The following is a 13,187-nucleotide window of genomic DNA, read 5'->3' as shown; positions in this document are numbered from 1 at the left end:
TGCCAGCTTCGGCTGTATTGTATACAACAAAACGAAGGGGAGAGGTTTTAATGTCAAGAAGACATGCAAAGCTGCCTGTCATCGCAATAGCCATATTAGTTCTCATGCTAGCCCTGGCGGCATGCAGCGGCGGCAATAATAATGCCGATTCGAGCAAGGAATCCGCAAGCGACAGCGTTAGTGCCAGCGGGGCTTCTCCGTCGGCCTCCGGATCGGAAGAGCCTCCGAAAGATGAGGAAGAGGTTACTCTCAAGTTCTACTTCGGCGGCGATAAGAAAGCTGCGACCGACGAGGTATGGGAGAAAGTCAGTGAATACGTCAAGGGAAAAGGGTTGAACGTCAAATTCAACATCAACTTTATCCCTTTCGGAGATTTCAAGGATAAGATGCTGGTTATGGCCGCGTCGGGAGACAAATGGGATCTCAATTTCGACGGCGATTGGTTGAGCTACAAGCAAATGGCAGCAAAAGGCTCTTATATGGCCCTGAACGATCTGTTGCCCAAGTACGCGCCTAATCTTAACAAGAAGTACCAGGAGCAAGGAACGCTAGAGGCGGCAACGATCAATGGACAAATCGTCGGACTTCCGTGGACGATGAAGATGAACCAGCGGAATTACGCGGGTTGGCGCGTCGATTTGGCCGAGAAGGCCGGCATAACGCGATCGCCGGATTCGGTCCGAACGATCGAGGACGTCGATGCCCTGCTCCATGAGCTGAAGGCCGCGTATCCGAACGAGAAGCTGTCCCGTACGACGTCCCTAGCGATCTATCAAACCCGCGACGAATGGGTCGATCTTGGATTTCATCAAATGGGCTTTTATTTGAACGACCCGGAAATCAAAATACAACCGATCGAGCAGCAGCCGTTCTACCTGGAAGCATCGAAGATGACGAAGAAGTGGTACGACGATAGAATTCTCAACCGCGACGCGATGATCGATAAGGAAAACGGAGCGGATCAATGGAGAAACGGCAAAACGTTGTTTACGATGACTTCGCACGAATGGGCTTACGCCGATCCCGGTTTTGCGGATCCTTCCTATAAACACCAGATGTCGTTGCTCTACCCGGATAAAAGATACGTCAACAGGACGGCGCTTGCGAACGTGCTCGCCATCAATCGCAATTCCGAGCACCCCGACCGCGTTCTTCGCTTCCTGGACATGATGGAGACGGATCAGGTGCTGTACGACCTCGTGCAGTACGGTATCGAAGGAAAAACTTACGTGCTTAACGGAGACGTGGCGGAATATCCGGAAGGCATGCAGTTCACGACGAGCAATTACATGGAGTGGGGAGGTCAATGGGCGTTCTGGAAGCCGCAATACATGCGTCCGAACCAGACGTATCCGAAGGATTTCTGGCTGAAGGAAGCCGAATTCGCCAGCTTGCCGGTTAACGTGAATTCGCCGGTAGACGGTTTGTTCATCGCCGAAGACAACATTAAGAACGAGGTTGCCAAGCGCGACCAAACCTACGAGGAGTTCGGCAAGCCGATAGAGTTCGGCGTCGTCAAAGACGTCGATGGTTCCGTGGCCGACTATATAGAGAAACAGAAGAACAACGGACTCGACAAGATCATCGCCGAAGCCCAGAAACAAATCGATGCTTACTTAGCCGCAAAGAAATAACACACCAAGAAAAGCCGACCTTCCGCCAGAGGCCGGCTTTTCTTGCCCGCCAAACCTAACCCCACGGAAAATAAGGAGGAAATCGTGAATATGAAACCTTATCAACATCCCTTTCGGGCCGCTCTCGTCTATTTGCTCGTTATTTTACTGGTGACCTCGAGTTTAAATCTGCATCCCTCCCAAGCCCAAGCCAGCGAAGACGCCGTTAGCATCACGTTGGGGGAGACGCCATCGGAAAACGGCATTCAGGCAAGAGCGGGGGATAACCCGGATGGGCTGCAGACCGGAACGGTCGACGGAAAGACGTACTGGCAGACGGATAAGCTAACCGGTACGGTGTACTTCTACATGAACGTGGACGATAACTTCCTGTTCGATAACGCCGACTATAACGTGCAGGTGGCCGTGGATTACTACGATGCGGGCAACGGTAAAATGGTCCTGCAATACGACTCCGAGTCGGCGGAATTCAAGGATGCTCCGCTGTTCCAATACGGAGACAGCAACGCGTGGAAAACGTATACGTTCCAGTTGAGCGATGCCAAGTTCGCCAACCGTACGGGCGGCTCCGATTTCCGGTTAGGAATCGAGGGCGGAGGGGCCAGCGCTTCGACGAACGAAGACTTGAAGGTCGCTTCCGTCACCGTCACGAAGATGCCGAAACCGGCTCCTCCCGAGCAAGTGAGCGTCACGCTTGGGGAAGTGCCGATCGAGCAAGGCATTTCGCCAAGAGCGGGAGATGCGGGAGCGGGATTGCAAACCGGGACGGATAACGGCAAAACCTATTGGCAGACGAATCGCGCCTCGGGTATCTCGTACTTATACATGAATGTCGATGACGGTTATCTTTACGACAACACGGACAAAGACGTTCTCGTGACCGTCGAGTATTACGATCAAGGCAGCGGAAGTTTCGCGCTTCAATACGATGCGGTATCCGCTTCGTTCAAGGACTCTCCTCTATTTACTTATAAGAATACGGGCTTGTGGAAGACGCATACGTTCAAGCTATCCGATGCGAAGTTCGCCAACCGGACGAACGGCGGGGATTTCAGGCTCGCGGTGGACGGTGCGGGTTCGCCGGCCAATAATCCCGATCTGAGAGTCGCTTCGGTGACGGTGAAGAAGGTGACGAAGGTGATTATCGAGAAGAATACGCAGATTATAACGACGGATTATGCGACAGACGATATCGTGCTCGCGGATTATAACGTCGCGGAATTCGGCGCGGCGGGAGACGGAGTAACGGACGATACGCGGGCCATACAAGACGTGCTTGACGCCGCGGGGAACAATGGGGGCGGAGTCGTGTTCGTACCGTCCGGACGTTATAGGATCGCGGGTACGCTTTTCGTTCCTACGGGAGTGACGCTTCGGGGCGATTGGAACGGTCCGGAAACGGGCGGGGCGGTGGAAGGCACCGTGCTGCAAGCTTACGCCGGGCGCGGGAACGCGGACGATACGAGCTTCATCCAATTGCAGCAGGCTAGCGGGGTGACTAACCTGTCCGTATGGTATCCCGAGCAACAGCTCGGCGCGCCGAACGCATATCCATGGACGATCGAACAGCTATCAGGGGATAGCGCTACCGTCGAGAACGTCACGTTGGTTAACTCCTATAACGGAGTCAAAATAGGCCCGGCATGGAATGAGCTGCATTACCTTAAGAACGTATACGGGACGGCGCTTAACACGGGGATTTTCCTGGACTACACGACGGATATCGGAAGGCTGGAGGGCATTCGTCTATCGCCGGACTACTGGGCGAATTCGGGATTGCCCGGCGCTCCTTCGAGACAGCAGCTATTCGACTATATGACAACCCATGCGGAAGGCATCGTCATGGGCCGATCGGATTGGGAATATATGTCGGACGTCCGGATCTCCGGCTTCAAAACCGGGATGAGGGTAACGACGAGAACGGGATCCACGGAGACGGCGAACGCCCAGTTCTACCGGCTCCGCATCGAAGATTGCAACGTAGCGCTTAAGATCGAAGGAGTGAACGGTTACGGACTCCTGATCACGGACAGCAGCTTTGAAGCCAACGTCGGTACTTCGCCGATCGCGATACATGCCACGGAGGGCTTTCAAACGATCGTCCAATTCAACAACGTCACGATTGGCGGAAGTCCGCTTAACGCGGTCGTTAACGAAGGGGATGGCGTCCTTTCCTTCGAAAACAGCTCAATCGACGCTTGGAACGACCTAGCGGGAGGTTATGCGATCGTGGCCGAATCGGGATCTCTCATCCTCGGCCAAACGGAGTTCGCCAAAGCCGGCCATCATGTGAGCTTGGGAAGCGATGCGAAAATCATCACCTCCGTGAATTCGGGGAACGAAGGAACCTTGGATCTGTTGAATAACAGCCTTGCAGCGGAGGTTAAAATCGACCGGGATAGCGATTACTCTCTCGAGCCGCTTCCCGCGGTCGCGCAACTGGATATCGCGGTTCAGCCGAAGCCGAACGGAAATCAGCTGTTCGACGTTACCGCCGCGCCGTATAACGCGGACGATACCGGAGCGGCGGACGTATCCGCGATCGTGCAGCAAGCGTTGTCCGATGCGGGGACGTCCGGCGGAGGAACCGTATATTTGCCCGCGGGTATCTATCGAATCGAACAGCCGATTACGGTGCCGACCGGAGTGGAGCTAAGAGGCTCTTGGGACGTTCCGCATCACACGATCGGCGGAGGAAGCGTCATCTTCACGAACCATGGCGAAGGCGATACCGGAGCGATTCCGCTTATTTCGCTCGAAGCCGATTCGGGAATCCGCGGACTGAACGTCTATTACGATCAGCAGAATTGGAACGCGATCAAGGCTTACGGGTGGACGATCCAAGGCAAGGGCCACGGCGTATACGCGATCGATACGACGCTAGTCGATTCCTATCTGGGCATCGATTTCGGAACCTATGATACGAGCGGACACTATATCGATTACGTTGCGGGCTCTCCGCTTAAAGAAGGCATCTACATCGGAGGCGGCTCCAGCGGAGGTATCGTAAGGAACGTCCAATTCAATCCTCACTACGCGGGAAGAAGCACATACCCGAACCGGCCGATGAATACCGACTCCGACAAAATATGGAATTACCAGAAGGAGAATCTGGATGCATTTCGTATCGGCAACGCGACCGGAGAAACGATCTTTAACACATTCGTATACGGTTCTCTGTACGGAATCCATTTCGTTGCCGAAAACGGCCAAGGGCCGGAAGCGGTCGTGATCGGACATGGAACGGACGGAAGCAAGAAGGGCGTTTACGTCGAAGGCGCGGGGGCGGGAGGGTTAAGCTTCGTCAACACCGAGCTCGTATCCATGAGTACGTCCGACAAAGTGTACGTTACCGTAGGAGACCAGTTCGATTCGGAGGTCACGTTCCACAATACCTCAATGTGGGGGGATACAACGAGATCCTTCGATATTTTCGCCGGAAAGGTTCGCATTCAACAAAGCAATCTAACCGTCGTCGGGCAGATCGGCGTCAACGCGATCGGAGGGGACATCACCCTCTACGACTCGTATTTCCAGCAAGCGGGGACGACGCATGTGTATGCGGGACCGGATATCGAGCGCCTTAGAGTCACGAATAACCTGTTCAACGGAGGCATAAAACTGGATAATCAAGCTCCTGCGAAGGTGACGGGCACGAACGTCGTCCCGATCTCGCTGGATTTGACCGTTACCCCGTTCGATGCCGAACATCCCGAGAATACGAACGCAGCGCTAGAGCTGCGGAATCTCTCGATCGCTCAGCCTGTCAAAGGGATGATCGAGCTGATTCATCCGGTCGAATACAAGAGCAAGATGATTCCCGTCCGGTTTCAAGATTTGGGCATCGGCAGTACGTTAACGATTCCATTGCCCTATATCGGGAGCGATATCGCCAAATTCAAGGTCACGTTAGAAGACGGCTACGCCTATACGACTTCCGTCCGGTTAGGCCAGACCTTCGCTGTCCAAGAGCAGCTCAAGAAGCCCGATGCGCCGCCCGTTCTGCTGAATTCGATCGATCAATATGCCAGCGTGGGAGGCCAGTGGGGAGGCGTGAACGACTTGAGCGCGCAGGCAAACGTGAAGTGGGATAACCGGAACCTCTATTTTACGGTCTCCGTGAAAGACGATACTCACTTCCAGAGCTGGCAGAACGGCGATATCTGGCAGGGTGACAGCATCCAGATCGGGATCGATCCGTCGAGAAAGGACGGCTCATCCAGCCAGAACGTTAGCGAGATGGGATTCGCTCTCTCGAACGACGGCACCACATCCGCTTGGAGATGGAGGGCACCTACAGGAGTGACTGCAGGCGCGTTGAGTAACGCTCAGGCTAATATCGTACGCGACGAGAATACAGCCACTACAATCTATACGATCGCGATACCGATTGCCGAGCTTCACGGGCCGGGATTCGTCTTCTCGCCTAACGATCCGATCGGATTCACGCTATTGGTGAACGAGAACGACGGAGCCGGAAGATCCGGGTTCCTGGAATACAACAAAGGGATCGGCAGTTCCAAAGACGCGACGACTTTCGGCGATCTGCATCTGCTCGCCGGCGAATTCTCTAAGATCCAATCCAAGTCGGCGGTCAAAGCGGTGTTAATGGCCGCGCAGCAAAGAACTGTAACGGCTATCGATACGGCGAGGAATTTCCTGAATCTTCTGCTGGACAACGTCACTAAGAACCTTTTGGATGCCAAACTCAAAGCGATTTTCCCGAAAAAATAAAGGTACTCGAATCCGGGCAACGCCTTCCGAGGCGTTGTCCTGGTTTATTCAAAGGAGCACGGACCTATGGCGAAAATAACCGGAGTAAAATGCATTCGCACGAGGCGCGACGGAAGCTGGACGATCGTAAAAGTGACGACGGATCAAGACGGATTGTACGGAGTGGGTTCGGCATCGGACATGTACAATCCGGAAGCGGTCGTTCATGTCATCGAGCAGTTGCTGGCGCCCGTCATCATCGGCCGGGATCCGGCGAACATCGAGGATCTGTGGAATACGATGAGCTTAATTGGATATTGGAGGAACGGGGCGATCCTTCAGACGGCGATCGGCGGAATCGATATGGCTTTATGGGACATTAAAGGCAAAGAAGCGGGGTTGCCCGTCTACCAATTGCTCGGGGGCGCAAGCCGCACGGCGGTTGCCTGCTATGGCCATGCCGGAGGCCGGGATGTCGAAGAGCTGAAGGAAGACGTCCACCGTTTCGTCGAAGAAGGATACACGGTCGTCCGATGCCAGATCGGAGGATACGGCGGCGGCGGATTTCTATCGGCGAACGAAGCGAAGCTCCCGGATAACGCATGGAAAACGGACGCGGTGTTCGACGAGCATGTTTATCTGAACGCCATTCCCAAGATGTTCGAGCAGCTGCGTCTATCCTTCGGTCCCGAAGTCCAGTTCACCCACGACGTGCACGAGCACCTATCGCCGATCCTCGCGATCCAGCTTGCCAAGAGACTGGAGCCTTACGGCCTATTCTATCTGGAGGATGTTCTTCCGCCGGAGCAGATCGGTTGGTATCGGCAGTTAAGGCAGCAAAGCGCCACGCCGCAAGCGGTCGGAGAGCTGTTCGTTAACCCGCAGGAATGGATCGGGCTCATCAAGGAGCGGCTGATCGACTTTATCCGCGTACGCGTATCGAAAGCGGGAGGCATCAGCGCCTGTCGCAAGATCGCCGCGTTGGCCGAAGCTTTCGGAGTCCGAACGGCGTGGCAGGAAGGCGGCGAGAACGACCCCGTCAACCAAGCCGCGGCCGTTCATCTGGATATGGCCGTCTGGAACTTCGGCATTCAGGAAATCAACCACTTCCGTCCGGAAGAAAGGGATATTTTCCCGGGCATCATCGAACGCAGGGGAGGCTACCTCTATACGAACGACAAGCCCGGACTCGGCATCGATCTGGACGAATTAAAAGCCGCGCAATTGCTGGATGACGGCTGGAATCGTGCTTCCTACCACAGACCGTATTCCTTGGACCGCAAGGCGGACGGGACGCTTGTCCGTCCTTAGCGGACGCGCCGTCTTCATCAAACCTTCATCTAACTTTCATCATACCTTCATGCAGGATTTCTGCGTCGATGGTATGATTTTTTTATATTAGAAGACATAAGGAAGTGGATGAATATGTACAAATCGATCATTATCGGAACGGGTCCCGCTGGATTAACGGCTGCCATCTACTTGGCTCGCGCGAACTTGAACCCTCTCGTCATCGAAGGGCCGGAGCCGGGCGGACAATTGACGACTACCACCGAAGTCGAAAATTTCCCGGGTTTCCCGGACGGCATCATGGGCCCTGAGCTCATGGCCAATATGCGTAAACAAGCGGAGCGATTCGGAGCGGAATTCCGTTCCGGTTGGGTCAATAAAGTTGACATGTCTAAGCGACCGTTCACTTTAACGGTCGAAGGAATGGGAGAGTTGACGGCCGAGACGCTCATCATCTCTACCGGAGCATCGGCTAAATATCTCGGTATCCCCGGGGAAAAAGACAACGTCGGCCGCGGAGTAAGCACGTGCGCGACTTGCGACGGATTTTTCTTCCGCAACAAGAAGATTATCGTCATTGGCGGCGGGGATTCGGCGATGGAAGAAGCCCATTTCCTTACGAAGTTCGCATCCGAGGTCGTGTTGGTGAACCGCCGCAACGAGCTTCGCGCTTCGAAGATCATGCAGGACCGCGCGCGCAACAATCCGAAAATCAGCTGGAACCTGAACCGCACGCCGCTGGAAGTCGTGAGCGGACCGCTTGGCTTAACAGGGCTGAAGGTGACCAACAACGAGACGGGTCTCGAAGAGACGATTGCAACGGACGGCATCTTCGTCGCGATCGGCCATACGCCGAACACGCGGTTCTTGGATGGACAGCTGGACACGGACGAAACGGGTTATCTGCTCGTTAAGCCTGGCACGACAGAGACGAACATCCCCGGCGTATTTGCCTGCGGGGACGTGCAGGACCATAAGTACCGCCAAGCGATCAGCGCCGCGGGAACGGGCTGCATGGCCGCGCTCGATTGCGAGAGATTCCTGGAAGGTTTGCCGGAAACGCAGACAATTCAGACGGTCAAAATGACTGTTTAAAATGCGATATTGGCTGAGTGAACGCGTGAGGCGGTCAAAATGACCGTTTCAACGTGCAGATCGAAACATCGATGCCTATTTTAGGTGTCAAGACGGTCAAAGTGACCGTCTCAAAATGCAAAGTTTGCTCAGTGAACGCGTGAGGCGGTTAAAATGACCGTTTCGGTTATGTAAAATGATGAGTCGCACGCAAAGCCGTCAGGGGAATTGTTCCCTGACGGCTTTTTCTTATCAGTGATCAGGCTCCGGCGCGATTTCGCATGCTTGTTCTGCCGCAGCCTTGAACTCCTCATCGTTGTCCGATGCCAGCCTGCTTCCGAATTGATCAAGCTGGCTCGGGCTGCTGGCAGGTCCATCATTATCAGGTTTGTTGTTTCGTCCCGTCAATGGAATCACCTCCATGGAATAGCATGACCCAAAGAAAGATCTCCATGCATTTCCGGCGAAAATGGGAATTGACGCGGCATTAAATAGATATTATCATTAACAATAATAGATCATATCTATAATCGAAGACATTAGAATCGAGGTTCCTGATTCCATGAAAAAGCTAGCTCACGAGGAGATCATCGAGAAGATGAAGTTGAGGATCGCTTCCGGCGATTGGAAACCGGGGGTACGCTTGCCGACGATGCGGCAATTGGCGGAGCACTATAAGCTCAGCATAACGGCCGTTCGGGAAGCGCTCCGCGTATTGGAAACCCAGCGTATCGTGAGCATCGAACATGGACGCGGGGTGTTCGTGAGCAACGATCCGGAGATTCTCGACAATCCTATGGTCGGGCTTAAAGGAATGGAGGAGGGCTCCCTGCTTCAACTGCTGGAAGCAAGGTTGGTCGTCGAGCCGGAGTTGGCTGCTTATTGCGCGGCGAGAGCGCCCTCAAGTCAGGCTAAACGGCTTCTTGGACTGGCGGATCGAATGGAGCAGGAAATGAGCGTCGGAGGAAACCACTTTGCCACGGATGTCTTGTTTCATCAGACCATCGCGGATGGGGCTAACAATCCGCTTCTAGCCCAAATGCTATCGGTCATTGCGGATTTGTCCGCGCAAGGAAGGCGGGATACCGACAAGCTGCCTAATATGCCGGAGAAGGCGGTCGGCTATCATCGGCTGATTGCGATAGCTATTGAAGAGCGGCAAGCGGATCAAGCCCGCTCGCTAATGAAAGCCCATATCCAAGATATGATCAACGCTGTCAAAGGGAGTGTTCGCTAACAATGAAAATCACGAAAATGGAAACCTTTATCGTTCCGCCGCGCTGGTTGTTTCTCAGAATGGAGACGGACGCGGGAATCGTCGGATGGGGAGAGCCGATCATAGAAGGCAAGGCTCGCACGGTTCAAGCAGCCGTCGAGGAGCTTAGCGGCTACCTGATCGGGAAAGACCCGCTTAACATCGAAGACCATTGGCAAGTCATGTATAGAGGCGGTTTCTACCGGGGCGGCGCGATTCTGATGAGCGCGATCGCCGGGATTGACCAGGCGCTCTGGGACATTAAGGGGAAGTACCATAATGCCCCGATCTATCAGCTTATGGGAGGGGCGTGCCGTCAGAAAATGAAGGTATACTCCTGGATCGGCGGAGATCGTCCAGCCGACGTGGGGGAAGCCGCGTTGCGCGCGCAAGCGGAAGGTTTCACCGCCATTAAGATGAATGGGACCGAAGAGCTTCAATACGTCGATTCCTATGCCAAAATCGATCAAGTGCTGGAGCGGGTAGCGGCGGTTAGAGGGGCGGCAGGCCCTCATATCGGCATCGGAATCGACTTTCATGGCAGAGTGCACAAGCCAATGGCGAAAATATTAGCCAAAGAGCTCGAGCCCTTCCGCCCGATGTTCATCGAGGAGCCGGTATTGCCCGAGAATAACGAAGCGCTTCGGGAAATCGCCAACGCGACTCATATCCCGATCGCGACCGGGGAGAGAATGTTCTCGAGGTGGGACTTCAAGAAGCTGCTGACCGACGGATACGCGGATATTATCCAGCCGGACGTGTCCCATGCCGGCGGAATCACGGAGTGCAAGAAAATCGCCTCCATGGCGGAAGCTTACGACGTGGCATTGGCTCCGCACTGTCCGCTCGGGCCGATCGCTCTTGCCGCTTGCTTGCAGGTGGACGCGACTTGCCATAATGCTTTTATCCAGGAACAAAGCTTGGGCATTCATTATAATCAAGGAAACGATCTATTGGACTACGTAACGGATAGCTCGGTGTTCGCTTATACGGACGGATTTGTAGCGATTCCCGGAGGTCCCGGGCTTGGCATCGAGATCAACGAGGAGCATGTCCGCAAAATGGCGGAGATCGGTCACGATTGGAAAAACCCCCTCTGGCGGCATCAAGATGGCAGTGTTGCGGAGTGGTAAATAGCTGTTTCACGGAAAAACGTTAGGGTCCCCCTGGTCAAGTCCCATTTAGTGGACATTTAAGAAAAACCCTACCCGACCGGATCCTGAAACGAAACAAGGAGCAGTTGCCTATAGCAACTGCTCCTTGTTCAATTCTGCTGAAGTTCGTGAAATCTTCGCAATCTGCTTCGTTACAGTAACCCATTCAAGCTGCCGCCGGCTGCAAACAGCCGGTTGATCCGCTTTTCAATAGCCGGATCGGGGACAAGCGGCGGGGCGTGATGCGGTTTCGTCCGAGCGTCGATAATGACGTTGTCGCAGCCCCAATGCTTGAACACGAACCCTTCATTCACCCCATAAATATCATGGGACGGATTGCTCCGGGTAAAGGTAGTCCACAGGAAGTTGGCGAGCGACTCGCCGACAAAGGAACTGTCGTCGCAAAGAACGATCAGCGGGCATTCCGGTATCGCCCCGCGCGCGCCGATCGCATCCGCCAGTTCGCGAAGTTGCCGGTTGGCATCCGCGAAATTACTGAACGACGGTCCCTCCAGTGCGACGACGCCCGGCAGGGCGAGCAGCGGGTTGCCGTAATCCCGTAGTCCCTTAAGCTGCTCTGGCAAGTCGTGACATAGCTCGCGCTTCTTGTCTCCGCAGGCAGCGAATACGACTTTGCTTCCTCGGTTTAGATCAGTTCCGGAATAGTCCAGCGTATCGATTGTAGTGTTTGTCTGGAAATGAAGATCGCGCCTGAGGTCGATTCGCTCTAGTACGTAGGCTAGAAACTCCGCTTCCCGATATGTGCTGAGCGGCTGTCTTTCTTCAGCGGCGATAAACAAATATTTAGCAAGACTGAGCTGTCCCGTCCCGAGAATCCGGTTCGCGATCGTAAGCAGCTCGGACGGCTGCTGCACCTTGGTGTAAGGGGTGTAGCGTTCTGTGCCGATCGCGAACAGCAGCGGGTGAACGCCCGCGGCATCGACGGCGTGAACCTCCTTCACGCCCGGCACCTCCTGTCTTACGGCATCGCCGGTTAATTCGTGAATGAGCGCCCCAAACGCCGTGTCCTCCTGCGGTGGCCTGCCGACGACGGTAAACGGCCAGATCGCGTTGCGCTTCGCGTACACCTTTCTGACGCGCATCAATGGAAACGGATGGACCAAGCTATAGTAGCCGAGATGGTCACCGAAGGGTCCTTCCGGTTTCGTCTCGCCGGGATGAATCTCGCCCGTAATGACGAAGTCGGCGTCGCGGCTGATGCAAAATCCGTCCGAATAACCGTATCGGAAGCGGCGGCCCGCGAGCAGGCCTGCGAATGTTAACTCGCTCATACCTTCCGGCAGCGGCATAACGGCCGATAGAGAATGGGCTGGTGGTCCGCCGATAAAGATGCTCACTTTAAGCGGTTCTCCGTTACGGTTCGCTTTATACTGGTGAACGCCGATGCCGCGGTGAATTTGGTAATGCAGGCCGATTTCCTTATTCGTCGCATATTCATTACCCGTCAGTTGTACCCGGTACATCCCCAAGTTCGAGTTCATAATCCCCGGTTTATCCGGGTCTTCCGTATAAACTTGCGGCAGCGTGACGAAAGCCCCTCCGTCCATTGGCCAGTGCTTAATCAAAGGAAGATCGGTTACCGCGATTTCCTGAAAGCTGGAAGCACCGCCCCCATGCCGTAGCGGCAGCGCCTTTGTCGCAGCTATCGCCGCGCTAACATGCCGGATTGGCTGCCTCAACGCCCTCATCGGATCGTTGCGCATAGCGATGACGCTCTGCGTCGATTCCCAGGTCTGTCTAAAAATAAACTTACTTCGCTCCAGTGAGCCGAACAGGTTTGAAACCGCCCTATATCGAGTTCCTTTCAGATTCTCGAACAAGAGGGCCGGACCTCCGGCATTGAACACTCGTAGGTGAATTGCGGCGATTTCCAAATCGGGGTCCACTTCTTCCCGGATCCGGACGAGATGGCCATGCCGTTCAAGGTCGTTTACACATGCTTCCATCGTTGGGTACATCTTAGATTACTCCTATCATGGCAACGAATTGCTACGGAATTTGAAGCTTGCATAACCTTATTGTACACAAGGAGATGCAATTACGCTA

Annotated in this window: 8 protein-coding genes; 6 read left to right on the top strand and 2 right to left on the bottom strand. The window is 54.5% G+C overall.

The features are described from left to right. Positions 1–50 precede the first annotated feature (50 nt). From E2980_RS05235 to trxB, 4 genes are all read left to right on the top strand, one after another. Positions 51–1,634, top strand: a complete 1,584-nt coding sequence (locus E2980_RS05235; RefSeq protein WP_135151093.1) for an extracellular solute-binding protein — start codon at positions 51–53, stop codon at positions 1,632–1,634. A 90-nt stretch (positions 1,635–1,724) separates the two neighbouring features. Next, positions 1,725–6,368 (top strand): glycosyl hydrolase family 28-related protein, encoded by a 4,644-nt coding sequence (locus tag E2980_RS05230; protein WP_135151092.1) that lies wholly within the window; start codon positions 1,725–1,727, stop codon positions 6,366–6,368. 66 nt (positions 6,369–6,434) lie between these two features. Continuing rightward, a complete protein-coding gene (locus tag E2980_RS05225; RefSeq protein ID WP_135151091.1) occupies positions 6,435–7,658 on the top strand; it encodes an enolase C-terminal domain-like protein in 1,224 nt (407 codons plus the stop codon). A 114-nt stretch (positions 7,659–7,772) separates the two neighbouring features. Next, on the top strand, positions 7,773–8,732 hold the full coding sequence (gene trxB / locus E2980_RS05220; RefSeq protein WP_135151090.1) for a thioredoxin-disulfide reductase: 960 nt from the start codon (positions 7,773–7,775) through the stop codon (positions 8,730–8,732). Between the two features lie 231 nt (positions 8,733–8,963). Here the strand turns inward: trxB and E2980_RS24065 are convergent, their stop codons facing one another. Then, positions 8,964–9,119, bottom strand: coding sequence for a hypothetical protein (locus E2980_RS24065; protein ID WP_167746983.1), 156 nt, complete (start codon positions 9,117–9,119; stop codon positions 8,964–8,966). 154 nt (positions 9,120–9,273) lie between these two features. On the opposite strand from E2980_RS24065, the gene E2980_RS05215 reads away from it, so the two are divergent. Beyond that, positions 9,274–9,948, top strand: a complete 675-nt coding sequence (locus tag E2980_RS05215; protein ID WP_135151089.1) for a FadR/GntR family transcriptional regulator — start codon at positions 9,274–9,276, stop codon at positions 9,946–9,948. 2 nt (positions 9,949–9,950) lie between these two features. Next, on the top strand, positions 9,951–11,099 hold the full coding sequence (gene dgoD / locus E2980_RS05210; RefSeq protein WP_135151088.1) for a galactonate dehydratase: 1,149 nt from the start codon (positions 9,951–9,953) through the stop codon (positions 11,097–11,099). A gap of 173 nt (positions 11,100–11,272) precedes the next feature. On the opposite strand, the gene E2980_RS05205 is transcribed toward dgoD, so the two are convergent. Next, positions 11,273–13,099: a UbiD family decarboxylase gene (locus E2980_RS05205; protein ID WP_135151087.1), complete on the bottom strand. Its 1,827-nt coding sequence runs from the start codon at positions 13,097–13,099 to the stop codon at positions 11,273–11,275. Positions 13,100–13,187 lie beyond the last annotated feature (88 nt).

Origin of the sequence: Cohnella luojiensis, assembly GCF_004564235.1 — a bacterium.
GTDB classification, from domain to species: domain Bacteria; phylum Bacillota; class Bacilli; order Paenibacillales; family Paenibacillaceae; genus Cohnella; species Cohnella luojiensis.
This window is presented reverse-complemented; position numbering and strand designations above follow the sequence as displayed.

Bases quoted from the DNA above. Each gene is read 5' to 3' on its own strand.
- E2980_RS05235 (WP_135151093.1), top strand. From the start codon at position 51: ATGTCAAGAAGACATGCAAAGCTGCCTGTCATCGCAATAGCCATATTA.
- E2980_RS05230 (WP_135151092.1), top strand. From the start codon at position 1,725: ATGAAACCTTATCAACATCCCTTTCGGGCCGCTCTCGTCTATTTGCTC.
- E2980_RS05225 (WP_135151091.1), top strand. From the start codon at position 6,435: ATGGCGAAAATAACCGGAGTAAAATGCATTCGCACGAGGCGCGACGGA.
- trxB (WP_135151090.1), top strand. From the start codon at position 7,773: ATGTACAAATCGATCATTATCGGAACGGGTCCCGCTGGATTAACGGCT.
- E2980_RS05215 (WP_135151089.1), top strand. From the start codon at position 9,274: ATGAAAAAGCTAGCTCACGAGGAGATCATCGAGAAGATGAAGTTGAGG.
- dgoD (WP_135151088.1), top strand. From the start codon at position 9,951: ATGAAAATCACGAAAATGGAAACCTTTATCGTTCCGCCGCGCTGGTTG.
- E2980_RS05205 (WP_135151087.1), bottom strand. From the start codon at position 13,099: ATGTACCCAACGATGGAAGCATGTGTAAACGACCTTGAACGGCATGGC.